The following is a 24,839-nucleotide window of genomic DNA, read 5'->3' on the forward strand; positions in this document are numbered from 1 at the left end:
AAAGTGGAAAAGAATACCTTTGCAACATCAGCTTACATTGCTACTTCACCAGAGAGCGCCTTTGAGTATCTTTGTAGTTTAAAAAACTTAGACGAATGGACGCTTTATAGCCGGATGAAAGAGCAAATTGACGAAGATACCTGGCTCGGAACTGCATCTGGTTATCACAAAAACCTCTATTATCACGTTAAAAAATTAGAAAATCCGCTTTTCTACGGCATTGAGTGGCATTGTGGATTAGAGTATCAGAAATATTTTCAGGTTTACCCAGTTTTGTTATTTCCCACCGACTACATCGAGCCGGGAACAGATGAAAAAGGTGTATACTTCCATTGGTTGAGCTTTGTCGATCCAAAACGACAAACTCAGATGATTATGCAGGGAATTCACACGGTACATACTTCCGAGTGTCGTTCTCTAAAAGGTAATTTGGAACGCAAAGCTGGTCTGACCTCAGCAGCCAAAGGTCGCCACTTTATCGATACAGATACCATCTATGTTGATGCCCCAATTGAAATCGGCATTGAATACTTAAAAGACCTACGGAATATAGATGAGTGGGCACATCTACTGCGTCCAAATGGTGATATTACTTCTGAATCAGGTGAATTCAAAGATGAATATGACCAGAAAGTAAAAGTTTCCGTGCGGGTTCATAGTCTGAGCAAATACTACTTGCTTGAACAAGAACATTTTTATCCAGACTACGAATATTATCAGCGTTCTGTAGCGTTACTCATCCCAACCGCTTATGCATTCGCTGACCCCGAAGCTTCAGGTTTTATCCTGCATCGAATCACATTCTGGAAAACAGATGGAACCGTCACTCACGGCAAACTTCAAATTGAAGACTTTGGCGCTGAGAGCATGAACATCAAACGTTTACTCGAAGCCAAAGCTGGAAACCTCAAATCATTTGACCGAGGAATGAGCTACCTCCCAAAAACTCCAGAAGCACTAGTAAATAGTCATTAGTCATTGGTCATTGGTCATTGGTCAACTAACAAATGACAAATGACAAATGACAAAGGACAAAATATGAAACTGAAACAACTTACCATTACTATCCTCACTTTTTGTGTTGCCGCTTTTTCTGGAATCAAAGCTGCCTCAGCTGCATCCTTTTCTGTAATCGCCGACGGTCTATATAACGCCGGAGGTCTGAGCTTTAGCCCTGATGGTAATCTCTATGTTACAGAGGCAGGAATAGGGGGAAGTGGAGGTTGTGTTCCACCAGCAAGCGGTCAAGGCGATTCCTTATGCTATGGCACAAGTGGGGCAGTTACCAAAATTGAGAATGGTAAAACCGAACGCATACTTACAGGACTTCCTTCCTTAGCATTACCAGATGGTACTGGAGCCGCCGGCCCTCGTGATATCAAATTTGATGCTCAAGGTAAACCTTATGTTCTAATTGGGTATGGGGCTAATCCAGCCTTTCGCGATCGCAATTTAGGTAATACTGACCTCGCTAAAATCATCGCTCCCGACTTTAACACTAATTCCTGGACGAGTGTTGCCGATTTAGGTAACTATGAACTCACCAACAATCCCGATGGTGGTGATGTTGATAGCAATCCCTTGGGTTTCGTGATAGATGGCAAAAAGTTGCTTGCAGTTGATGCCGGTGCAAATGACTTACTCAGTGTTAACACTGATGGCAATAATTTGCAGGCGATGGTTGCATTTCCCCAAGATATATTAGCTAATCCCGTCTTTCCACCCTCCGGTACACCATCCAATGAACCGGCGCAAGTGCCATCTCAAGGGGAAGTGGTGCAAGGCCCATCGCAGTTTGCAAGCCAGCCAGTACCCTCAAGTGTGACCAAAGGCCCCGATGGCGCTTATTACATCAGCCAATTTACAGGTTTTCCCTTCCCAGAAGGTGGGGCAAAAATCTATAAAGTCGGTGCTGATGGCAAGCCAACAGTATATGCAGATGGCTTTACCCAACTCACAGACTTGGAATTTGATCCTGAAGGCAATTTATATGCTTTGCAGTACGCCAATCAGTCAGCCTGGAAGGGTGATTTTGATGGTTCTGTCATCAAAATAGCTCCCGATGGGACACGCACAACTCTTCTGAGTGGGGATGGATTAGAGTCGCCTAGCGCCTTGACTATTGGTGCTGATGGTGCAGTATACGTCACAAACCGAGGCGATCGCCCTGGAGATGGACAAGTTCTCAGAATTGAAAATATCAAATCTGTACCTGAACCTGATTCTGCTTTGGGCATATTAGCGATCGCTGCTTTTGGCGTTGGTTGCTTGCACAAAAAGAAAGCAACTAAACCTCCCATAAACGGAGCCGTGGCGCTCAAGTAAAGAGTTTCAAACCAATCCTACGTTCCTTAAAAACTGGGATTCATTGTCTTTAAAACCATAAAAGTTTCCACTTATTTAACTCTCAATCTCCAAAGGTATGAAACTCAAATCATTTGCTCTTACATCTCTTACATTTTGTTTTGCTGCTATTTGCGGAACACCATCTGTACAAGCTGCATCACTAACGAAAATTGTCGATGGAATCAGTAATGCACGGGGTGTTAGCTTTGGCCCTGACGGCAGTCTTTACGTAGCAGAGCCAGGTATCGGAGGAAACGGAAATTGCCAACCATCTCCGAGTACCCTGTTCCAGCCTATCTGTGCTGGTAATAGTGGTTCACTGGTCAAAGTTGCACCAGACGGCACCAAACAGCGTCTACTTAATAACTTTGAGTCTATAGCAGAACAACCCAGTGGCAACCAAGGCGCTGGTATTGCAGACGTACAATTCGACTCTAAAGGAAATGCTTATCTGATCACTGGCTTTGCTGGTTATCCAGGGAACCGCGATCTAGAAACACTTAACCTTGGCTCTAAAATAACTCTCCCACCACAGCAACTTGCTACTTTTCCGCCATCAACACCCGATAAAGTTTTGAATACTCCGCTTCTAGCAAAACTCTACCAAGTTGACTTGAACACCGGATCTCTCAAAAGTATTTTTGACTTTGCCAAGAATGAAATCACCAACAATCCAGATAAGGGGGATCTAGTTACCAATCCTTATGATCTGGCGATTAATGGCGATAATGCTTATGTCGTTGACGGGGGCGGGAATGTTGCTTACAAAATTAAACTTGATGGAAGTGAGTCCCAGGCGATCCCAATTCCTAAAACCATTGTTAGTAAGTCAGATTTACCACCAGGATTACAATTACCTCCTGGGCTATTAGAAGAGGTTCCAGGAGGAAAAGTAGCACTTCAAGCAGTACCCACAGGTGGCGCAATTGGCCCCGATGGAGCTTTATACGTTGGTGAATATACGGGTTTTCCTTATCCAGCAGGAAAATCACGAATTTTCCGTATTGGCGATGATCTCAAACCAGAAGTTTTTCTGGATGGGTTTACACACATCACAGACCTAACCTTTGATGAGAAAGGCGATTTGCTCGTCTTACAGTTCAGCGACAAATCCCAGTTAGGGGGTGACATCACAAATCTACCTGGTTCTCTGATCCGAGTTGCTCCTGACGGCACTCGGACAACACTTGTTGCAGCAGGTCAAGGGCTAGATTCGGCTGATGGAATTGATATTGGCCCTGACGGCAAGATTTATATTACTAATCGCGGTGTCGGCAAAGGATTAGGGGAGGTTGTTCGAGTGGATGGTCTTGTTACACAAACAGTCCCCGAACCTGGTTCAATCGTTGGCTTAATAGCACTTGCTAGTGTAGGCGCAACTGCTGCTTTCGCCAAGCGCAAACGCCAACACAAGTTGGGTGAATTGCTACCCAAAGCAGAGATAGTTTAACGAACTTTGGGGGTTTAAGTCCCCAGCAAGATAGGCAGCACGTTTTGTGTCGGGGTCTAAATCCCCGTCACAAAACGTAATTGCGAATTGCGTTAGCGGAGCGGGGCGTTAGCCCATTGCGAATTGCGAATTGGTTTAATTCCTCATTACCTGACACCAGGTAATAGTTAGAGAATAGGCTGCTGCCTCACACAGAAAGTTGCATTTCAAACAGGAGGCAGCAGCCCGAATATTAGGGTTCCCGAACTGGGACTGGGAACAAAATTAGTCTAGGAAAGAGTATACACTCCTACAACCAGGACTTCAAACTCATGGGATTAGTCAAAAATTTCTCAATCGGCATTCTCGGTACTGGATTGATGGTGCTGGCAACAGCAGCCCAAGCCAAGGCTGTAACATTAACTTACGACAGAAGTATCGGCGAACCTGGCTTCGGTCCTGGGCAACTGTTTGTTCCCCAAGGGATAGCGGTGGATAGCCAAGGGAATACCCTCATAGCTAACGGACGCGGTATTAACCCGACGGATGGTACTCCTAACTACAACCTCGGTAACAAAATTGAAAAATTTAGTCCAAGCGGTCAGTATATTGGAGCAATTGGCTCCGGCGGCACAGGGCCCGGACAATTTGACGAGCCAACAACTGTAGACTTTAATCCCGTAACAGGGGATTTGTATGCAGGTGATGTTTACAACAACCGCATCAATCAATTCGATTCTCAGGGTAACTTTATTAGATCCTTTGCAAATGGAGAATTTACCCCTCTCGTAGAGGGTAGGTTTTTCTTTGGTCCATCTGGTGTAACATTTGACAAAACTGGCAACGTTTACGTAGGTGATTTTAACGGCGAAAGAATCCTTAAATTCACACCTGACGGACAGCAAATTGGTGTCATTGGTGGCACCAATGGCACTGCGCCTGGGCAATTCCAAGGTGTAGCAGGTGTAAGAATTTCCCCCGTTAGTGGAAATATCTTTGTAGCTGACCAGTATAATAACCGCGTTCAAGTACTCGATCCAAATGGTAATCCTCTGTTGGCATTTGGTTCAGCAGGTAGCGAACCTGGACAGCTTCTTCAGCCAATTGGCATCGAAGTGGACGACCAAGAGAATGTTTATGTAGCTGATTCTATCAACAGCCGCGTTCAGGTGTTTGATAAAAACGGTAACTTTTTGACTTCCTTCGGTCAACCAGCCCTAGATGCATCAGGTAACCCTGTACCGCCTCCAGCATTAACTGGCCCTCCTTTTGGCAACCCTCTTGACCTCACTCCAGGCAGATTTAACTGGACTGGTGGTACAGCCCTCAAAGATGGCAAGCTGTATGTAGGCGATTTCTTCCAAGGTCGCGTCCAAGTGCTAAATGTAGAAGGCACAAAGCAAGTACCGGAGCCAAGTTCAGCACTGAGTCTAGCATTGCTCGGACTTGGGGCTGCTACTATCACATTGCGGAAACGTGGACAACAAAAGCCAGTCTTCAGTTTAGAGAAGTAACTGCAAAAACAATGCTGAGTTCTAATGCTTAAGTAACAGTTTCGTAAGGTGCGTTATGTCTTTGGCTAACGCACCATCTCCATAAATTTGGTGCTGTACCTTGGCGGTAACATACCTTACGAAAGTTTCTACGAAAATTTCAGGTTATTAAATCCGGAACAAGGGAGATAAAAACTGGATAACACTAATAAAGTCAACATTATTAAGGTGTTTTCAGGACATTAAAAGTTCATGCAAATTCTGATTTATTCATACAATTATCATCCAGAACCAATTGGTATTGCACCTTTGATGACTGAACTAGCAGAAGGGCTGGTAAAGCGAGGGCATCAAGTGCGGGTAATCACAGGTATGCCTAACTATCCTCAGCGTCAGATTTACGATGGGTATCGGGGTAAGCTATACGTTACTGAACATAAAAATGGTGTCAAAATTCAGCGTAGTTACCTGCGGATTAAGTCTAAGCCTAACCTTATAGATAGGCTAATGCTAGAGTTAAGCTTTGTCTTTACAAGTTTGCCACAAGCGCTGAAGGGCGAGCGACCTGATGTAATACTCTTAACAGTGCCGCCATTACTAGTTTGTTTACCTGCAACCTTAATAGCTTGGCTATACAATTGTCCAGTAGTGCTGAATGTGCAAGATATCCTGCCGGAAGCTGCTGTGCGTGTTGGGCTGATTAAAAATAAGTTGATGATTCAAGCTCTGGAAGCTTTAGAAAAATTTGCCTACCGAACTGCACATACCATTAGCGTGATTGCCGATGGCTTTGTAGATAATTTAATAAATAAAGGTGTATCGGCTAATAAAATTGCCTGCATTCCAAATTGGGTGAATCTAAATTTTATCCGCCCTTTACCGAAAGAGAATAACTCTTGGAGAGCTACCCATCAACTCGATGATAAATTTGTAGTACTTTATTCAGGTAATATTGCTCTGACCCAAGGTTTAGAGACAGTCATAGAAGCAGCAGCTCGGTTGCGTCATATTAATGATATTGTCTTTGCGATCGCAGGCGAACCCCAAGCTCTCGAAAGGTTGCAAAAACATTGTCTTGCTTGTGGTGCAGATAACGTTTTGCTGTTACCCTTGGAACCGCGAGAAAAACTACCGCAAATGTTAGCAGCCGCAGATGTGGGGTTGATTGTGCAAAAGAGCAATGTGATTTCTTTCAATATGCCTTCTAAAATACCACTGCTGTTAGCCAGTGGCCGCCCAATTGTCGGTTCAGTCCCAGATGCGGGGACTGCTGCCAAAGCTATCAAAGAAAGTGGTGGCGGTATTATCGTTGAGCCAGAGTCAGCAGATGCTTTGGCTGCGGCAGTATTAAATTTATACAATCAGCCGGAATTAGCAGCGCAATTAGGGCGCGAAGGAAGAAAGTTTGCAGTAGAAAACTATTCCTTTGAGCAAGCATTAGATCGGTATGAAGAGTTATTTTATGATGCGATCGCCAAAAAAGCAACAACTTTGGATATCTTACCCGAATTGAGTTCTAAAGAATCACTTGTCGATCAAGACTTTCTCGTACATACCTCGCCCCTTGTAGTCGAAAAAACTAATCATATCAAACTAATTAAAACCAAATCCCCTATGCGCGTGCTATCTCAAGGACAAATGACAAATGACAAATGACTAATGACTAATTCAGATCAGCTTAAAAAAACTGACCAAAGTTTGATCGCCCTACTTAGCGATCGCATATCATTATTAGCAGCATCAGAACAACCTTCTTTAGATGAACAACTGGCTGATGTGGCTCCCCTCCTCGCTCAAGCTGGTATTCCTGAGTCTGTTTGGGCAAGTGTAATAAATAGTTGTCATGCTACTCTAATTCTTAAATCTACAACAAATCATGTCGCTCCCCGACAAGTTACCATCATCGGTGGACGCGGCAGGATGGGAAGATTATTTCAAGAGCAGCTTTCGCTAGTAGGTCACAATATTAGCATTCTCGAACATGAAGATTGGGAATACGCAGATAAACTGTTAAGTCAGGCAGAATTAGTATTAGTAAGCGTTCCTATTGAACATACAGTTGATGTTATCAAACGTGCAGCTAAATACCTTGGAACCAATACAGCTTTGTGTGACATCACGAGCGTAAAAACTCAGCCAACTCAGGCGATGCTCGAACATCATTCTGGCCCAGTCATGGGTTTACATCCAATGTTTGGGCCAAATATCAAATCGTTTTTGGGACAAAAGGTCGTAGTATGCCCAGGTCGAAACGATGATTCATTTCAGTGGTTATTAGACTTTCTCAAAAGTAAAGGTGGAGAATTAATTGTTTGCACGCCTGAAGAACACGATCAAATGATGGTGATTATTCAAGCAACGCAACATTTTTGTAGATTTAGTCTCGGTGTTTTCTTAGCACAAGTAAAAGTAGATATAAAGCAGAGCTTAACAATGTCAACACCTAACTATCGTCAAGAAATTGACATTGTTAAACGTTTGTTTTCCCAAAATCCTAATTTATGTGTTGATATTATGCTAGCTACAGAAGAACGGTGTAATGCAATTAGCTTTTTAGCTAAAACTTACAGCCGTTTAGCAAGACTGGTAGCAAGGAAAGATAGAGACGCATTAATTCAGGAATTTGAAACTACTCAAAGCTTTTTTGAAGAAAAAACCAACGCTTTTCTTCAGCCTTTAAATACAACGGTTCAAAGAGATTTTAAACCACAAATGCACACAAATATTAGCATTTAAATGACAAAAACTATGCTGATAGACATCTTTCACGATCCCGTTTGTCCCTGGTGCAGAATCGGTAAAAAGCATCTGTTTGATGCATTGGCAAAATGGCCAGAAAAAGAAGTAGATATCCGGTGGCATCCCTTTATTCTCGATAATACTATTCCTGCTGACGGATACGAATTTCACAGCTTTATGCAAAATAGAAAAGGTATAAAAGCCGAAGAACTACAATATCTGTTTGAATCTACGCAATATGCAGGTGAGATGGCTGGAGTCAAGCTAAATTTTGACAAAATCCGTTTGGCTGTCAATACTAAGCTTTCGCACCGACTGATTACACTTGCACCAGCAAAGGTAAAAAACGATGTCGTAGAAGCCATTTATAAAGCTTATTTTGAAGACGGTTTGAACATCGGAAATATTGAAGTTCTGATTGCCATAGGTAGAGCTTACCAAATGGATTCTAGGGAATTACGCCAGCAATTGAGCGATGATGCTGTGATTAAAGCTTTCGTAGCGGAATCGATATTTGCTCGCCCGAATGGCATCAACAGCGTGCCGTTTTTCATTATCAATAATAAAGTCAAGATCAATGGTTCTCACTCAGTAGACATTTTTCTTCAAGCTTTGAATCGTGCCACACTTGTAAATATATAAGCAAAAACATGGTAGTTGACATTAAGCAAAAAAGTAAATTCAATCTGCAACCAATTCATCAACGTGTTTCGGTTACTTTTAACTACGGAGTTTACTTTACAAAAAATTTATTTGAGTTGAAAAACCCCACCTTAGCCCAAGTAATTACAGCAGATGGGGAGACAAAGCCGAAAAAAGTTGTAGCGATAGTAGACGCAGGAATATTACAACATCAACCGGAATTGGTTAAGCAATTAGTAGCGTATACCAATTTTTATGCAGAGATAGTAGCGATCGCAGCCGAACCAATGATAATTTCGGGAGGAGAAGCTGCTAAAAACGATCGCACTTTAGTAGATCAAATCCAGCAACAGATTGAAGCAGCCGGATTATGTCGCCATTGTTACGTGTTAGCCATTGGGGGCGGGGCTGTGTTGGATTTGGTAGGATATGCAGCCGCAACTGCTCACCGGGGTATTCGTCTGATTCGAGTTCCGACAACGGTGTTAGCACAAAATGATTCCGGGGTTGGCGTAAAAAACGGCATCAACGCCTTTGGTAAAAAAAACTTTCTCGGCACATTTGCGCCACCTTATGCAGTTATAAATGATTCTGCCTTTTTGACAAGCTTAGACGATCGCGATTGGCGTTCTGGAATCGCAGAAGCAGTCAAAGTGGCGCTGATTAAGGATGCTAGCTTTTTTGATTTTATCCACTCTCACAGCGCAGCCCTTGCACGGCGAGACATGGATACGATGCAACAAGTTATTTATCGTTGCGCCCAGTTGCACCTAGAACATATTGCCAATAGCGGCGATCCTTTTGAAATGGGTTCGTCTCGTCCCCTGGATTTTGGACATTGGGCGGCTCATAAACTGGAGCATTTGACAAATTATCGCTTGCGTCATGGCGAAGCAGTTGCGATCGGTATTGCTTTGGATAGCACTTATTCCTATTTGGTAGGATTGCTGGATTGCTCACAATGGCAAAGAATATTAAGTACTTTGTCGGCGTTGGGTTTTACGTTGTATGTCCCAGAACTGGTTGAGAAGTTATCACAACTAGAACATCCTCATTGTTTGTTCCGGGGTTTAACTGAGTTCCGGGAACATTTGGGGGGAGAGTTGACTTTGATGCTGTTACAACGAATTGGAAAAGGGGTTGAGGTTCATGAGGTGGATTTGTTTTTGTATAGGCAGGCAATATCGCTGTTGCAGGGGTTTTAGGATTGGATTTTAAACGCAGAGGGACGCTGAGGGAAGCGCAGAGGTACGCTGAGGTTATGAGAGGATCTACTACTTTTGAGGGAGGTGATTATTTTTAAAAATGGCTGTCAGGAAATGTACTAGAAAAGCAGTATAAAAAGCGAATAAATTGACATCTAATCGAAAAATTATTCAATGTCTTATCTGCTTGATATCTAGTATTCTTAAGTAAGAAGCGAAAAGTTTTTCATTACATCTTTTAAAAAGAATCCGCAGATTTGGATAGTTTGAATTAAATTGACATCGGATTATCTGGATTTGTTTTTAATTTGAAGATAGTTATCAATAATGATTGGCTTTTGACTAATAACTCTTCCAGAGAATTTTCCCATGATCTTTGATTCCCGTTCCTACAAAACCCTTGGCGGTGTACTTGTTTCTCGCTCCATCACAGAAGTGAAGATGGACACTGCTCTCGAAGACATTCTATTCCGCTTAAATTCTCAGCGTGGAGGTTTGTTAAGGAGCAGCTACGAATATCCTGGCAGATACAAAAGATGGGCGATCGGATTTGTCAATCCACCATTGGAATTGACTACACAAGACAATGCTTTTACTTTGATAGCGTTGAATGAACGCGGTCGGGTGCTTTTACCATTACTTTTAGAGGGCTTATCTAACTCAATCCAACTTGAGAAAGTTACTCTAGATAATAACAATCTTGTAGGCTTTGTTAAACCGACAAAAAAACTATTTACTGAAGAAGAACGCAGTAAGCAACCTTCAGCATTTACAGTTGTCCGCGAAATTCTATACACTTTTTCGAGTCAAGAAGACGAGCATTTAGGATTGTATGGTGCATTTGGTTATGACTTAGTTTTTCAGTTTGAACCAATTACCCAGCGTCTAGAACGTCCTACAGATCAACGGGATTTAGTGCTTTATCTGCCTGATGACTTGATAATTGTTGACTACTATCAGCAACGCGCATTTCGTTTACAATATGAATTTGAAACAGCGCATGGCAAGACTAATGATCTTCCTCGAACAGGTGAGTCTATAGACTATCGCGGAAAACATCTTCTCCCTAATCAAACTGCTGATCATAAAGTAGGCGAGTATGCCAAAAAAGTTGAGGGTGCGCTCGATTATTTCCGCCGAGGCGATTTATTTGAAGTAGTTCCTAGTCAAAACTTTTTTGAAGGCTATGAAGATGAACCCAGCAAACTATTTAACACCTTAAAAGAAATAAATCCTAGTCCTTATGGGTTTATTTTTAATCTGGGTGGAGAATATCTGATTGGCGCGTCTCCAGAAATGTTTGTGCGGGTTGAAGGTAGGCGGGTTGAAACCTGTCCCATTAGTGGCACTATTAGCCGGGGACAAGATGCTCTTGACGATGCGGTGCAAATTCGTCAGTTACTCAACTCCCACAAAGATGAAGCTGAGTTGACCATGTGTACTGATGTCGATCGCAATGACAAATCCCGAATCTGCAAACCAGGTTCAGTACAAGTCATTGGTCGTCGTCAAATAGAATTATACAGCCACCTGATACATACAGTAGATCATGTAGAGGGGACACTGCGATCGCAATTTGATGCCTTAGATGCTTTTCTTTCGCATACATGGGCAGTTACAGTCACAGGCGCACCCAAAAGAGCCGCAATAGATTTTATTGAACAGCATGAACGTAGCGCCCGACGTTGGTATGGTGGCGCAGTTGGTTATTTAAATTTCAATGGGAATTTAAACACCGGATTAATTCTGCGGACAATTCGATTAAAAGACTGCATCGCCGAAGTGCGAGTTGGTGCTACAGTCCTTTATGACTCCATACCGCAAGCAGAAGAACAAGAAACAATTACCAAAGCTGCTGCTTTATTTGAAACAATTCGCCGTGTAAAGGAAACCAGTAAAAAAATTGGTGAATCCAGTTCTATAAAATCAACTAAAATCCTTCCAAGTGGGGCAGATGGCAAACGCATCTTACTAATAGACTATGAAGACTCATTTGTTCATACCCTAGCCAATTACATTCGCCAAACTGGTGCAAATGTTACTACACTGCGTCATGGTTTCTCAGAATCTCTATTTGATACAGAACGCCCTGACTTAGTTGTATTATCTCCTGGCCCTGGTAGACCAAGTGATTTTCGGGTTCCCCAGACCGTCGATGCGCTTCTTCATCGCAAAATTCCTATTTTCGGAGTTTGTCTGGGATTGCAAGGCATTGTTGAAGCATTTGATGGAGAATTGGGAGTCCTCAACTATCCCCAACATGGTAAATCCTCAAGGATTTTTGTCACCGATTCTAATTCCGTAACTTTCAAAAATTTACCACAATCTTTTCCAGTCGGTAGATATCATTCATTATTTGCCCTACCGCAACGTTTGCCAAAAGAACTCAAGGTAACAGCGATTTCTGATGACGACGTAATTATGGGCATTGAACATCAGACACTCCCCATCGCCGCCGTTCAGTTTCATCCAGAGTCAATCATGACTCTAGCCGGAGAAGTCGGTTTGGAAATCATTAAAAATGTGGTGCGTGCATATACAACGAAAGAGTCATTAGTCATTGGTCATTAGTCATTGGGCATTGGGCATGGGGCATTGGGCATTGGGCATTGGTTATTAATTCTTGTCCCTCACTCACTCCCTCATCCCCCTAATCTCCCCCTGCTCCCCCTGCTCCCTCATCTCCCCCCACTCCCCACTCCCCCAGCATTTTATGACTAACCAAGTTGCCCCTCCCCGCCATATTCTTGAAGAAATTGTGTTGCATAAAAGCCAAGAAGTTGCACAAATGCAGCAAGAATTGCCTTTAACCTCCTTGCGACAACAGTTAAATTCAGCCCCGACTGTGCGAAATTTCTTGGCTGCTTTGCAAGAAAATCCTAATCAACCTAGCTTAATTGCCGAGGTAAAAAAGGCATCACCTAGCCGTGGGATTATCCGCGCAGATTTTGACCCTGTAGCTGTTGCTCAAGCTTATGAACGAGGTGGCGCAGCTTGTTTATCAGTTTTAACTGACCAAAAGTTTTTTCAAGGTAGTTTTGATAATCTGCGAAGGGTGCGTAAGCAAGTAGCATTACCCCTACTGTGCAAGGAGTTTATTATTAACCCTTATCAAATATATTTAGCACGAACAGCAGGTGCAGATGCAGTCTTGTTAATTGCTGCCATTTTATCAGATCAAGAACTTCAGGCTTTTTTGCAACTAATTCATGATTTAGGCATGAATGCGCTGGTAGAAGTTCATACCCTGGCTGAACTGGATCGAGTGTTAAACCTTGACGATTTACATTTAGTAGGAATCAACAATCGCAATTTAGAAGATTTTACCCTTGATATAGGCACAACACAGCAACTTTTAACACAGCGCCAACAACAGTTACAAAGTTTGGATATCACCGTCGTCAGCGAGTCTGGACTGTATACACCTGCTGATTTATCTCTTGTCGCTGAAGCTGGTGCGCGTGCGGTTTTGATTGGAGAATCTTTAGTTAAACAAAGCGATGTCGAACAAGCTGTGCGTAGTTTGCTAAGGCTAGATGCTCCCTAACCATCCTTCAAAATTAAAGCAAGCCTTTCTAAGGCGGTTGGGTAGATGTTTAGGAAAATAAGTTTCTTGCAGAATGCGGGTAAAGGGGACATTTAACAGTGAACAGTGAACAGTAAACAGTTATCAGTGATCTATTTATCCCTGGGTTTAAGTCCCCCACAAAGAGGTGGAATGCGTTGGTGGCGGGTCTAAATCCCCCACCATACGCCTGATAACTGATAACTGATAACTGATAACTGATTTAAGGGGCAAAATTCCCTTTTCCCTTCCCCCTTAACCCTTTCCTTATTCCCTAACGGAGCTAAAAGCCTCGTTAACGGAGATAAAAGCCTCGTTAACGGAGATAAAAGCCTCATTAACGGAGATAAAAGCCTCGTTAACGGATAGGACTTACGCACACTCTACGAATTCTCGGCGCTCTTGGCGTCTTGGCGGTTCGAGAAATTAAGCTTTTTAGCAATTTTTGCGTAAGTCCTAACGGAGATAAAAGCCTCATTCACGAGTATCAAAGACTCGTTCACGAGTATAAAAGACTCAACGACAAAAAACCTGGCGTGGGTATTGCTAATTGCTAAGTGTAAATTATTCCAAAACTATTAACCAATCATTAACTAATTTTCAGCATGACTTCTATCTCAGCTTCCTTTCAAACTTTACGCGATCGCCAACAGTGTGCTTTAATCCCCTTTATCACAGCAGGCGATCCTAACTTAGAAACCACTGCCGAGGCAATACGTATCTTAGATCGCAATGGTGCAGACTTCATCGAGTTGGGTGTTCCCTACTCCGATCCTCTCGCAGATGGGCCTGTGATTCAAGCAGCAGCAACTCGCGCTTTGCAAAATGGCACAAAATTAGAACAAGTGCTAGAGATGTTGCACATAGTCATTCCTAGCCTAAAAGCGCCGATAATTCTATTTACTTATTACAATCCCATTTTGCACCGGGGTATTAAGTCGTTTTTGGCGCAAATTGCCACTGCTGGGGTGCAAGGGTTGGTAGTACCAGACTTACCCTTAGAAGAAGCCGAAGAATTAATCCAAACTGCTGCATCATTTGGAATTGAGGTAATTTTACTCGTAGCTCCTACCAGTTCTAGAGATAGAATTGAAGCGATCGCTCATCAATCTCAGGGTTTTATCTACCTAGTGAGTGTTACAGGCGTTACAGGTATCCGCGCTCAAATCCAAGACCGCGTAAAGTATTTATTAACAGATTTGCGAAGCGTCACCGATAAACCCATCGGCGTTGGTTTTGGCATCTCAGGGCCAGAACAAGCACATCAAGTAAAAGAATGGGGTGCAGATGCAGTAATTGTTGGTAGTGCCTTTGTGAAACGTTTAGCTGAAGGTAGCCCAAATGAAGGATTGCAAGCTGTAGAAGAATTGTGTCAGGAACTCAAAGCAGCAATTACTCCAGTATCCCTGCAACAAGTTGTTTCTGCAAAATAAAAAAGCTCTATTTTTTCTTTCTCTGCGTCCTTGGCGTCTTCTCTGCGAGACGCTACGCGAAGGCGGTTCGATAAAAAATAACAAACCGCAAAGGAGAAATACAAAGGAAATCTTAGCTATGAAACTCCTGCTGAAATCTGTCAAAATATTAATTTATAGCGTACTTCTAGTTAGCGCCTGTGCTATTACAGTCTTCGCGCACGATCGCATTGGCCACGGACAATACCAATACCATTGGAATCACAATGTTGGACAATACGCTCGCCTAGCTGTAAGAAAAAACGTAACTGACCTGACATCAGCAGAGAAAACAGCCTTCGTCAAGGCTATCAAAACCTTAAAAACTACAATTCCCGCAGGTAGCAAGCTCAGTATTTACGACCAATTTGTTGCCATACATATAGGCGCAACACGCTTGATTCATAACCATAAAGGACATTCCAATGGTTCCGCTCAAGAACTTGCTCATGAAAATGCCGCATTTTTCCCTTGGCATCGAGAATATATTCGCAGATTTGAACAAGCACTGCAAGCAGTAGACCCAAATGTTACTCTCCCATACTGGGATTGGACTGACCCCAAATCACTTGATGTGGTTTTTAACGATGACTTTCTTGGTTCTAACGGTCAAGGAGTAACCATCAAAATTCCAAATCAAGGAACTTTTACAGGCGGGCCAGTGCCTGGAGCTTTTTCTGCTGCAAATGGCTGGATTATGAATCCAGTATTAAACATTGACCTAGATACCAACACATCATTAGGCACATCACTTGTCCGCTTTCTACGGATACCTCCTGCCACCGATTACCCTGTGCCCAAAAAAGATGTTGAGCGTGCGCTGAGTCTTAATAACTATTCTCTATTTCGCCCCGCTTTAGAAGGATTTATCTCTGTAGATGAGCAGGGTAAAGTTACCCCAGGAGGATTCATTAACAACTACATTCATGGTTTAGTTGGTGGGGTGCAGATAGATGCAAGCACAAGACCCGTAAAGTTTAAGGGCTTGGGTACTATGAGCAATATACCAAGTTCGCCTTATGACCCAGTGTTTTGGTTGCATCATGCAAATGTAGATCGCCTCTGGGCCCAATGGCAAGAAAACAGTCATAAAGGTAGCGATTTTTATCCTGCCAATGGTCAGCCTTACGGACACAACCTTAAAGACCTAATGTGGCCTTGGGACGGCGGTATGTCTACCCCCAAAGCTACGGCGTTAGGAGATTTAGTATCCCTATTACCAAATTTTAACTCCGACGATTTGGTGCGCCCTATAGACGTTTTGAATCACAGGGAATTGGGTTATACCTACGAAACCCGTGAACAGGAAACGCGAAAAGAATTTTATCTGTGGGATAAGTTCTAAAAAGTTAGAACGAAAGTAAAAAATACTTGAACATAAAGGATTTTCAACTGTGGTAAGCATCCAAGACATCAACGCTATAATTTCAACTACGCCTGTGCTACCTGATTTTTTAGGCAGGTTTGGAAAATTCGGCGGTAAGTATGTCCCCGAAACCTTAATGCCTGCATTAACTGAGTTAGAAGCGGCATTTAATCAATATTGCAATGAGCCGAGTTTCCAAGCAGAACTGCAAAACCTACTGCGCGATTATGTAGGACGACCCAGCCCATTATATTTTGCTGAACGTTTGACAACAAACTACGCTAGACCAGATGGCACGGGGCCGCAAATCTATTTAAAGCGCGAAGATTTAAATCATACAGGCGCTCACAAAATTAATAATGCTTTGGCTCAGGTGTTACTAGCTAAACGCATGGGTAAGCAACGAGTGATTGCAGAGACAGGTGCAGGACAACACGGCGTAGCAACTGCAACTGTATGTGCTAGGTTTGGTTTGAAATGTGTAATTTACATGGGCGTCCACGATATGGAACGCCAAGCCCTGAACGTGTTCCGCATGAAATTAATGGGCGCAGAAGTTCGTCCAGTGGAAGCAGGTACAGGAACTCTCAAGGATGCAACTTCTGAAGCAATTCGGGATTGGGTGACGAATGTAGAAACAACCCATTACATCCTGGGTTCTGTTGCTGGGCCTCATCCCTACCCAATGATTGTCCGTGACTTCCACGCGATAATTGGTGTAGAAACCCGCATTCAAGCTCAGGAGAAATGGGGAGGATTACCAGATATTCTACTGGCTTGCGTGGGTGGAGGTTCCAATGCGATCGGCTTGTTTCATGAGTTTATGCATGAACCTTCGGTGCGCCTAATCGGAGTGGAAGCGGCGGGTGAAGGTGTAGATACAGAAAAACACGCTGCTACCTTGACAAAAGGAAAAATAGGTGTATTGCACGGTGCAATGAGCTATTTACTGCAAGATGATGATGGTCAAGTCATCGAAGCTCATTCAATTAGCGCCGGATTAGACTATCCCGGCGTTGGGCCTGAGCATAGTTATTTAAAGGATCTTGGTCGCGCCGAATATTACAGTGTTACCGATAAACAGGCGTTAGATGCATTCCAAAAGCTTTCGCAACTCGAAGGGATTATTCCAGCCTTAGAAACTGCTCATGCGATCGCATATTTAGAAACCCTTTGTCCTCAGTTAGAAGGCAACCCCCGCATCGTCATCAACTGTTCCGGCAGAGGTGACAAGGATGTGCAAACCGTCGCCAAAGTCCTAATTCCTTAATTATTCTTTTCAAGGCATGAGGCAGACAACCATGCCCCATGCCCAATGCCCAATGCCCCATGCCCAATAAATATGATCGCTGTAACTAAAACCCCACTTGACAACATCCCCGTCACTTCTGAGTTGTACAACTGGCCAGGATTATTACAACAGTTGTTTGCTCGGCAATCGTTGACAGTTTCCCAAGCTGCGGATCTCATGCAAGGTTGGCTCACAGATGCCATTCCCGATGTCCTCTCAGGAGCGATTTTAGCCGCAATCCAAGCTAAAGGCGTATCCGCCCAAGAATTAGTCGGGATGGCTAGCGTCTTACAATCCCAAAGTCTAGGGACTGGGGACTGGGGATTAGGGACTGGGCAAGAATTTTCCCAATCCCCAGTACCCAGTACCCAGTCCCCAGTCCCCCTAATTGACACCTGCGGAACTGGTGGAGATGGCGCTTCAACCTTTAATATTTCCACTGCTGTAGCCTTTGTTGCCGCCGCCGCCGGAGTAAAAGTTGCCAAACATGGCAATCGTTCTGCATCTAGCAAGACTGGTTCGGCTGATGTGTTGGAAGCTTTGGGTATAAATCTCAACGCCACTCCAGAAAAAGTGCAAGCCGCAGTGGATGAGGTTGGGATTACCTTTTTGTTTGCTCCAGGTTGGCATCCTGCACTTAAAGCGATCGCTACTTTGCGAAAAACTTTGAAAGTACGGACTGTTTTTAACTTACTCGGCCCGCTAGTAAATCCCATGCGACCAACAGGGCAAATTATTGGTGTGAACGATCCGCTTTTACTAGAGGAGATTGTTCAAGCTTTATCCCAACTGGGATGTCAGCAAGCGATCGCAGTCCACGGACGAGAACGTTTAGATGAAGCTGGTTTAGCAGATGTCACTGATTTAGCTGTACTTCAAGATAAAAAAGTCCGTTCTCTAACGCTTAATCCTCAAGAACTTGGTTTGAGTTTTGCACCGACTGCGGCGTTATGCGGTGGAGATGTTCAAGAAAATGCCGAAATCTTGAAGGCAGTTCTCCAAGGTAAAGGCACTCAAGCGCAGCAGGATGTAGTCGCTTTAAATACAGCCCTTGCACTGCAAGTTGGTGAAGCCATTCACGGGGAAACTGATGTTTTAGCAGGTTGTGTTAAAGGTATTGCCCTTGCTAAGGAAATTCTGCAAAGCGGCGTAGCTTGGACAAAACTAGAGCAACTTGCTGAATTTTTGCGCTAGACTAACCTCCCCTACGAAGAGCTACGTGTATACGCAAGTCTTCTAAAGTTGCTACACCTCGACCTGCAATGCCAATGCATCGACCTGCAATGCCAATACATCGACCTGCAATAACAATGCATCGACCTGCAATAACAATGCATCGACCTGCAATGCCAATGCATCGACCTGCAATGCCAATGCATTGACCTGCAATGCCAATGCATTGACCTGCAATGCCAATACATCGACCTGCAATAACAATGTATCGACCTGCAAAGATTAGCCCACTCAAACTATACGGAAGGAAAAATAGATGATTATCATACTTAAAAGCGGTACACCTGTTGAAGAAATTACTCGCATCAGCCAAGAAGTGAGTGAGACTTGGGGAGTCACGGTAGAAAAAAGCGTTGGCACTCATAAAGTTGTGCTGGGGCTAATTGGTGATACCACTAGCATCGATAAATTGCAGGTTCAGGAATTCAGCCCTTGGATTGAGCAAGTATTACGGGTGCAACAACCTTTCAAGCGGGTAAGCCGAGAATTCCGACATGGAGAAGCCAGCGAGGTTGTTGTACCTACACCTAACGGTGATGTCTATTTCGGCGAACTTCACCCAATCGTAGTAGTAGCCGGGCCTTGTTCCGTTGAAAATGAAGCGATGATTGTCGAAACGGCAAAGCGCGTGAAGGCAGCAGGAGCGCAGTTTCTGCGTGGCGGAGCTTACAAACCCCGCACTTCACCTTATGCCTTTCAAGGTTATGGTGAAAGTGCTTTAGATTTATTAGCAGCAGCGCGGGAAGCTACTGGTTTGGGTATCGTTACAGAACTTATGGATGCTGCCGATTTATCAGCAGTGGCGAGAGTAGCTGACATAATTCAAATTGGGGCGCGAAATATGCACAACTTCTCGTTGCTCAAAAAGGTAGGCGCTCAAGATAAACCTGTGCTACTGAAGCGGGGAATGTCTGCCACAATTGACGAGTGGCTGATGGCGGCAGAATATATTTTGGCATCTGGAAATCCTAATGTGATTCTTTGTGAACGGGGAATCAGAACCTTTGATGGCAAATATGCCCGGAATACTTTAGATTTATCGGTGCTTCCGGTATTGCGATCGCTTACCCATTTACCGATTATGATCGATCCTAGTCATGGTACTGGTAGGTCTGAATATGTTCCATCAATGGCAATGGCTGCGATCGCAGCTGGTACAGATGCCTTAATGATTGAAGTTCATCCCAATCCCGCAAAAGCTTTATCCGATGGCCCCCAATCTCTCACCCCTGATAAATTTGACCGCTTAGTTCAAGACATGTCAGTTCTGGGCAAAGTAGTCGATCGCTGGTCTACACCTGCATTTGGTAGGGTTGGTGAAAGCCGCATTCTCTTCACACCAGAACTCTCAAAGTAAATAGAGCCTAATTTTAAACGATTTTTTGCAAATGGTTAAACCCGATCAACGGATTTTTTAGACGAAAGAATCTGTTGATCGGGTTTTCATAAACTACCTGCGCTTTCAATTCTCTATTAAGTAGAGTAATTAATAATACTCAACCCGTAAACCCGGCGAATATATTACTAAGCAATTAGGCTAGCTAAATTACTCGATCTAAATTTCTGAAGAAATTTAGAAATCTAATTAATAGCCCTCGATAGTATAACCAGCAGATTGAACTATCTGTTTAATTGTCTCTTCAGAAGCCGCAGTGTCTACAGCTACGGTTTTTGCATTAACGTCCACATCTACTTTGGCATCAGATTCCATAGTTTGAATAGATTTAGTTATTTTCTTGGCGCATTCATCACCTTTAATATCTGGAACTTTCAATTTAATTGCCATTACTTACCTCTTTCCGTCAACTGGATTTTTCTTTAATAAGTATACTAACGATTGAGATAGTGAGCGCACATCTTACTATAGTCAGGGAATTGGGAATCCCAAAGATAGTAATAAATAATAGATATACTTAAAAATTTATTGAGACAATTTGTAGACGGTAAAACCAAATCAAAGTCCAAAATATATAAAGTAGTTTATGAAAATATACTTAGTATTACTAAATTATAAAAACCTCATTTCTTTGTTTTAAAGGCTCCACTAGAGATTGCAGATTATCCTATAGGCATTCCTATTCTACATAGTTGTTCAGGTAGCACTACCTGAACATACTAACGTTTCTACGTAAGCAACAAAACTTTTTTATCTGTAGTTTTTAACTATTTTTATGCTCCACATACTTCTGCCCAAATTTTTTGCATATATATATCCAAGAAGCATCTATCTCATGGCATATATCTCAAGAAGCTTGGGTCGTAGCTTGCTTCCTCGTAGGGGTACGAAGTAAAACCCAACAAACCCCACAACCAATATGTGGGGTTTTTTTGGGCTTAACTGAACCGTATTGACTCCTGCAATTTAGTTGAAAATAAAGCAGTTGCAGAGAAAGCGAGATGATCTAGCAACCTCCCAAATTCTTACCCTGCCTCAGTTCATCCCACTGTTCTGCAACGCTAGATACCGATTACCTATTTTTTTTGAGTTCGTGTATACTTCTCACGACCTTTGTTACTAAATTTCTGGGTGTAAATCTTACGCTTTCAGTCAATAGCTTATTTCTCATACCAGGAACGATAACAGTTTTGTTTTTCATTAAGCCCCGATAACCAATCTTAGCAAGGGTTTGCATATCCATCATTCTGTTAACGTTAGGAATCTTTGAATCTTCCATTGCTGATGGTTGTTGAAATTCCGATGCTGTTAGCCCTGGACAAAGAACAGTCACGCTGACACCTGTGCCCTCTAATTCATTAGCGATCGCTTCAGAAAATGATAATACATAGGCTTCAGTAGCAAAATAAACTGCCCTTAGAGGCCCTGGTTGAAAAGCAGCAGATGAGGCCACATTTAATATTTTTCCATAATTTTGCTTTACCATATCCTTGAGCAGTAACTTAGTTAAATGAGTCAGGCTCACTATATTTACCTGGAGCATTTTCAGTTCAGTGGTGAGGTCTGTTTCATTAAATTCTCCATAAGTACCAAAGCCAGCATTGTTAATCAGCACATCAATTTTTATCGATGCTTGCTGTAGTTCTGTGAAAATTTCTTCTGGAGATGTTGGAATAGATAAATCCTGAGCAAAAATTTTCACAAAAATGCCAAACTTTTGCGGAAATTCATCTAGAATTTCAGTAAGCTTTTGTTCATTTTTATCTACTAACACAAGATTATAACTATGACGAGCAAAAATCTGGGTTAATTGATAGCCTATTCCACTAGCCGCTCCTGTAATTAGAGCAGTTTTTTTTTGCCGACTTTCAGATATTTGATTCATGCTAAAAAAATGGCAAACGTAAGTTAGCTAATTTAAGTTTTTTAAAAATAACTACAGCAATATATAATATTTGAGGTAGTTATTTTTAAGCAGACAATAAATGATGCTATCCACCTGAAATGAGTATGTTTCAATCAAGCATATTTGGCACAAATATAAAAATCTGTATCTATATAAACAAGAGCAAAAATATTTAATATCGTCATCAATGCCACAGCATAATTCCGTTGCCATAACTGATGTGCAAGCAGCACAAAAGCGAATTTTGGGGATTGCCCACCGCACGCCTGTACTGACTTCTAGAATTGTTAACGATCGCACCAATAGCCAAGTATTCTTTAAGTGCGAGAACTTTCAACGCACGGGAGCATTTAAATTTAGAGGGGCGTACAATGCCTTAACGCAACTATCGGTAGCACAAAAACAAACAGGCGTTCTCACCTATTCATCGGGAAATCATGCCCAAGCGATCGCTTTAGCTGGACAACTCTTAAATATTCCCACCACCATTGTCATGCCTGATGATGCACCTGCTGTTAAACAAAGTGCTACTCGTAGCTATGGTGCAGAGATAATTTTATACAATCGCCAAGAAACAAACCGAGAAGAATTAGCCCAAGATTTAGCAAGCGATCGCAATCTTACTCTGATTCCCCCTTACGATCATCCTCATGTAGTCGCCGGACAAGGAACAACTGCTTTAGAACTGATCCAAGAAGTTGGTAAATTAGACTTATTATTAGTTTGTTGTGGCGGTGGCGGCTTACTTTCAGGATGTGCGTAGACGCGAAGCGGCTTGTCGTTAGACATCGCAGCCAAGTCACTTTTACCCAATTGTAAAGTTATCGGGGTAGAACCAGCCCTTGCCGATGATGCTACCCGCTCCTTTCACACCAAAACCCTGCAAACTGTCAAAAATCCTAATACCATCGCCGATGGTGCGCGGACTCCCAGCCTTGGTAAAATTACTTTCCCCTTAGTGCTGCATTACGTCGATGATATGGTGACGGTATCGGAAGAAGCAATTCTTCGCACCATGTTTTTCTTGTGGGAACGCCTGAAAATTGTCGTTGAACCTACGGGAGTACTTGCAGCAGCAGCCTTACTCGAAGGTGTAGTGACAGCACCACAGGCGAGGGTTGGTGTCATCATTAGCGGTGGAAATGTAGATTTGGCACAAGTTGGTAAATTGTTTTCTAGGGGGATTGAATTGAAAAGTTAAATTCCCAGCAAAGTTTCTATGCAAATTGGGCATTTATTCAGTTAAACGGCTATTGGATCGGCTGATATAAGTGACATTTATGTTATTAAGGTTGTGTTGATAATGAAGTAGCGATGTCTACGACGGGCTACGCCTACGCTTATTTATCAGAAATATCTAGCTGAAAAAGCAGGAATATCAGGGTTTTGACCAAGAATATTTACAGATGTTAACATTATTTGGTTTAAGTACGGATATTCAGTATGGTTACCATAAAGACTTTTCCCAAAGATTCAAAGCAAGTCACTCGGTTGTTTTCTCATCTCGAATTTGATGGAAAAAAACTCAATCATCAACCTGGTAGTGTATTGGGGAGTACTGCATTGATTGCGGGAACTACTATTGGGGCTGGGATTCTCGCCTTACCAGCTGTTACTCTGCCGTCTGGTATAGTGCCATCAACATCTGGGCTGATTGCTGTTTGGCTCTACGCTTTAGTTTCAGGGTTACTGGTTGCAGAAGTAACTTTAAACACAATGCGAACAGAAGGGCATCCGAGTATAGGTTTTTTGGCAGTTGTTGAGAAGATTCTTGGTAAGGTGGGAGGGCGACTTGCAGGTGGGGCATATTTATTCATGCACTATGCTCTCTTGGTGGCATACATCGCCCAAGGTGGCGAGATTTTAGGAGCTGCAATGGCAAAAATCTGGAGTGGGCAGATATTGCCTAAGTGGTTAGGCACAACGACTTTCACGCTCTTATTTGGTGGCATTATGTATCTTGGGCGAGAAAAGTTTATTGAGAAATTAAACAGCGCCTTTGTGGGAATTGTCATCGTTTCCTTCTTGGGACTATTGTTATTGGCAGGAGGACACATTCAGAGTACCCAACTGTTATTTCAAAACTGGAGTGCCCTTGGTAGTGCCATTTCAGTGATGTCTGTGGCGTTATTTTTCCAAAATGTTGTGCCCTTGGTTGTGACGCAACTCGAAGGAGATGCCCGCAAAATTCGTCAGTCTATCTTTATTGGTTCTGTAATTCCTCTAATTATGTTCTTGGCGTGGAATGCCGTAATTTTAGGAAGCATTAGTCCCGATATGCTACATAGCACATCTAACGGTAGAACAGTTTTTGATCCACTGCAAATTCTCCGAGCAGGTGGTGCGGGGGAATGGTTAGCAGTGCTAATATCCATTTTTTCAGAGTTTGCGATCGCTACATCATTCATTGGATTTGTGTACGGATTGCTGGATTTGCTTAAAGATATTTTCCTAATTGCACAAGGCAAACTTTCTAGTCGCCTACCCCTCTATTCGTTGGTTCTTTTCCCTCCAATGACTCTCGGAACCCTTAATCCCAGCATCTTTTTTACTGCTCTAGATTACACGGGAACATTTAGTATTTCAGTTTTAGGTGGAATTATTCCGGCATTAATGAGTTGGAAGCAACGTCAAGAGCAAAAAAACTCAAATAGCATAAATCAACCACTCGTTCCTGGTGGAAAGGTGACACTCATTGTCATGGTTGGAGTGGCATTAGCCATGATAGGCAGACAAATTTTGTCAATTTACACAAACTAAAACCATCAATAAAAAAT

General features: G+C 42.8%; 19 protein-coding genes and 1 pseudogene. 17 read left to right on the forward strand and 3 right to left on the reverse strand.

Going from position 1 to position 24,839, the window contains the following annotated elements:
* Nucleotides 1–3 precede the first annotated feature (3 nt).
* From scyC to trpD, 14 genes are all read left to right on the forward strand, one after another.
* Complete coding sequence (gene scyC / locus CDC33_RS09565) at nucleotides 4–975, forward strand: scytonemin biosynthesis cyclase/decarboxylase ScyC (RefSeq protein ID WP_109008285.1); 972 nt, start codon at nucleotides 4–6, stop codon at nucleotides 973–975.
* 63 nt (nucleotides 976–1,038) lie between these two features.
* Entirely contained in the window at nucleotides 1,039–2,325 is a 1,287-nt protein-coding gene (locus CDC33_RS09570) for a ScyD/ScyE family protein (protein ID WP_109012511.1), read from the forward strand.
* A 97-nt stretch (nucleotides 2,326–2,422) separates the two neighbouring features.
* The gene (locus CDC33_RS09575) at nucleotides 2,423–3,796 is read left to right on the forward strand and encodes a ScyD/ScyE family protein (RefSeq protein WP_109008286.1); all 1,374 of its coding nucleotides are present in this window, start codon (nucleotides 2,423–2,425) and stop codon (nucleotides 3,794–3,796) included.
* 311 nt (nucleotides 3,797–4,107) lie between these two features.
* Nucleotides 4,108–5,289, forward strand: a complete 1,182-nt coding sequence (gene scyF, locus CDC33_RS09580; protein ID WP_109008287.1) for a scytonemin biosynthesis PEP-CTERM protein ScyF — start codon at nucleotides 4,108–4,110, stop codon at nucleotides 5,287–5,289.
* A gap of 231 nt (nucleotides 5,290–5,520) precedes the next feature.
* Entirely contained in the window at nucleotides 5,521–6,924 is a 1,404-nt protein-coding gene (locus CDC33_RS09585) for a glycosyltransferase family 4 protein (RefSeq protein WP_244919189.1), read from the forward strand.
* A gap of 3 nt (nucleotides 6,925–6,927) precedes the next feature.
* Entirely contained in the window at nucleotides 6,928–8,004 is a 1,077-nt protein-coding gene (gene tyrA, locus CDC33_RS09590; RefSeq protein ID WP_109008288.1) for a bifunctional chorismate mutase/prephenate dehydrogenase, read from the forward strand.
* A 12-nt stretch (nucleotides 8,005–8,016) separates the two neighbouring features.
* Nucleotides 8,017–8,649 (forward strand): DsbA family oxidoreductase, encoded by a 633-nt coding sequence (locus CDC33_RS09595; RefSeq protein WP_109012512.1) that lies wholly within the window; start codon nucleotides 8,017–8,019, stop codon nucleotides 8,647–8,649.
* Between the two features lie 8 nt (nucleotides 8,650–8,657).
* Nucleotides 8,658–9,854 carry a 3-dehydroquinate synthase gene (locus CDC33_RS09600; protein ID WP_109008289.1) on the forward strand — a complete coding sequence of 399 codons (1,197 nt, stop codon included), beginning with the start codon at nucleotides 8,658–8,660 and terminating at the stop codon, nucleotides 9,852–9,854.
* 369 nt (nucleotides 9,855–10,223) lie between these two features.
* Nucleotides 10,224–12,425 (forward strand): anthranilate synthase, encoded by a 2,202-nt coding sequence (locus CDC33_RS09605; RefSeq protein WP_109008290.1) that lies wholly within the window; start codon nucleotides 10,224–10,226, stop codon nucleotides 12,423–12,425.
* 142 nt (nucleotides 12,426–12,567) lie between these two features.
* Complete coding sequence (gene trpC, locus CDC33_RS09610) at nucleotides 12,568–13,401, forward strand: indole-3-glycerol phosphate synthase TrpC (RefSeq protein WP_109008291.1); 834 nt, start codon at nucleotides 12,568–12,570, stop codon at nucleotides 13,399–13,401.
* Between the two features lie 623 nt (nucleotides 13,402–14,024).
* Nucleotides 14,025–14,852 (forward strand): tryptophan synthase subunit alpha, encoded by an 828-nt coding sequence (gene trpA / locus CDC33_RS09615; RefSeq protein WP_109008292.1) that lies wholly within the window; start codon nucleotides 14,025–14,027, stop codon nucleotides 14,850–14,852.
* 118 nt (nucleotides 14,853–14,970) lie between these two features.
* Entirely contained in the window at nucleotides 14,971–16,215 is a 1,245-nt protein-coding gene (locus CDC33_RS09620) for a tyrosinase family protein (RefSeq protein ID WP_109008293.1), read from the forward strand.
* Between the two features lie 49 nt (nucleotides 16,216–16,264).
* On the forward strand, nucleotides 16,265–17,506 hold the full coding sequence (gene trpB / locus CDC33_RS09625) for a tryptophan synthase subunit beta (protein ID WP_109008294.1): 1,242 nt from the start codon (nucleotides 16,265–16,267) through the stop codon (nucleotides 17,504–17,506).
* A gap of 72 nt (nucleotides 17,507–17,578) precedes the next feature.
* A complete protein-coding gene (gene trpD / locus CDC33_RS09630) occupies nucleotides 17,579–18,721 on the forward strand; it encodes an anthranilate phosphoribosyltransferase (protein ID WP_109012513.1) in 1,143 nt (380 codons plus the stop codon).
* A gap of 51 nt (nucleotides 18,722–18,772) precedes the next feature.
* Here trpD and CDC33_RS09635 read toward each other — a convergent pair whose 3' ends face one another.
* A complete protein-coding gene (locus CDC33_RS09635) occupies nucleotides 18,773–18,979 on the reverse strand; it encodes a hypothetical protein (protein ID WP_109008295.1) in 207 nt (68 codons plus the stop codon).
* A 37-nt stretch (nucleotides 18,980–19,016) separates the two neighbouring features.
* Here CDC33_RS09635 and aroF point away from each other — a divergent pair, with 37 nt between their 5' ends.
* Nucleotides 19,017–20,117, forward strand: a complete 1,101-nt coding sequence (gene aroF / locus CDC33_RS09640; protein WP_109008296.1) for a 3-deoxy-7-phosphoheptulonate synthase — start codon at nucleotides 19,017–19,019, stop codon at nucleotides 20,115–20,117.
* 228 nt (nucleotides 20,118–20,345) lie between these two features.
* Here aroF and CDC33_RS09645 read toward each other — a convergent pair whose 3' ends face one another.
* A complete protein-coding gene (locus CDC33_RS09645; RefSeq protein WP_109008297.1) occupies nucleotides 20,346–20,546 on the reverse strand; it encodes a heavy-metal-associated domain-containing protein in 201 nt (66 codons plus the stop codon).
* Between the two features lie 682 nt (nucleotides 20,547–21,228).
* A complete protein-coding gene (locus CDC33_RS09650) occupies nucleotides 21,229–22,041 on the reverse strand; it encodes an SDR family NAD(P)-dependent oxidoreductase (protein ID WP_109008298.1) in 813 nt (270 codons plus the stop codon).
* Nucleotides 22,042–22,249: 208 nt separating this feature from the next.
* On the opposite strand from CDC33_RS09650, the pseudogene CDC33_RS09655 reads away from it, so the two are divergent.
* A pseudogene (locus tag CDC33_RS09655) lies at nucleotides 22,250–23,263 on the forward strand (threo-3-hydroxy-L-aspartate ammonia-lyase).
* Nucleotides 23,264–23,505: 242 nt separating this feature from the next.
* Nucleotides 23,506–24,822 (forward strand): amino acid permease, encoded by a 1,317-nt coding sequence (locus CDC33_RS09660; protein ID WP_109008299.1) that lies wholly within the window; start codon nucleotides 23,506–23,508, stop codon nucleotides 24,820–24,822.
* Nucleotides 24,823–24,839: the final 17 nt, after the last annotated feature.

It is taken from the genome of Nostoc commune NIES-4072 (genome assembly GCF_003113895.1).
GTDB lineage: Bacteria > Cyanobacteriota > Cyanobacteriia > Cyanobacteriales > Nostocaceae > Nostoc > Nostoc commune.

What these genes read in the sequence shown, in the direction of transcription:
- tyrA (WP_109008288.1), top strand. Translation starts at nt 6,928, where the DNA reads ATGACTAATTCAGATCAGCTTAAAAAAACTGACCAAAGTTTGATCGCC.
- CDC33_RS09650 (WP_109008298.1), bottom strand. Translation starts at nt 22,041, where the DNA reads ATGAATCAAATATCTGAAAGTCGGCAAAAAAAAACTGCTCTAATTACA.
- trpA (WP_109008292.1), top strand. Translation starts at nt 14,025, where the DNA reads ATGACTTCTATCTCAGCTTCCTTTCAAACTTTACGCGATCGCCAACAG.
- CDC33_RS09645 (WP_109008297.1), bottom strand. Translation starts at nt 20,546, where the DNA reads ATGGCAATTAAATTGAAAGTTCCAGATATTAAAGGTGATGAATGCGCC.
- aroF (WP_109008296.1), top strand. Translation starts at nt 19,017, where the DNA reads ATGATTATCATACTTAAAAGCGGTACACCTGTTGAAGAAATTACTCGC.
- trpC (WP_109008291.1), top strand. Translation starts at nt 12,568, where the DNA reads ATGACTAACCAAGTTGCCCCTCCCCGCCATATTCTTGAAGAAATTGTG.
- CDC33_RS09605 (WP_109008290.1), top strand. Translation starts at nt 10,224, where the DNA reads ATGATCTTTGATTCCCGTTCCTACAAAACCCTTGGCGGTGTACTTGTT.
- trpD (WP_109012513.1), top strand. Translation starts at nt 17,579, where the DNA reads ATGATCGCTGTAACTAAAACCCCACTTGACAACATCCCCGTCACTTCT.
- CDC33_RS09620 (WP_109008293.1), top strand. Translation starts at nt 14,971, where the DNA reads ATGAAACTCCTGCTGAAATCTGTCAAAATATTAATTTATAGCGTACTT.
- CDC33_RS09600 (WP_109008289.1), top strand. Translation starts at nt 8,658, where the DNA reads ATGGTAGTTGACATTAAGCAAAAAAGTAAATTCAATCTGCAACCAATT.
- scyF (WP_109008287.1), top strand. Translation starts at nt 4,108, where the DNA reads ATGGGATTAGTCAAAAATTTCTCAATCGGCATTCTCGGTACTGGATTG.
- CDC33_RS09660 (WP_109008299.1), top strand. Translation starts at nt 23,506, where the DNA reads ATGGTTACCATAAAGACTTTTCCCAAAGATTCAAAGCAAGTCACTCGG.
- CDC33_RS09585 (WP_244919189.1), top strand. Translation starts at nt 5,521, where the DNA reads ATGCAAATTCTGATTTATTCATACAATTATCATCCAGAACCAATTGGT.
- CDC33_RS09570 (WP_109012511.1), top strand. Translation starts at nt 1,039, where the DNA reads ATGAAACTGAAACAACTTACCATTACTATCCTCACTTTTTGTGTTGCC.
- CDC33_RS09595 (WP_109012512.1), top strand. Translation starts at nt 8,017, where the DNA reads ATGCTGATAGACATCTTTCACGATCCCGTTTGTCCCTGGTGCAGAATC.
- CDC33_RS09575 (WP_109008286.1), top strand. Translation starts at nt 2,423, where the DNA reads ATGAAACTCAAATCATTTGCTCTTACATCTCTTACATTTTGTTTTGCT.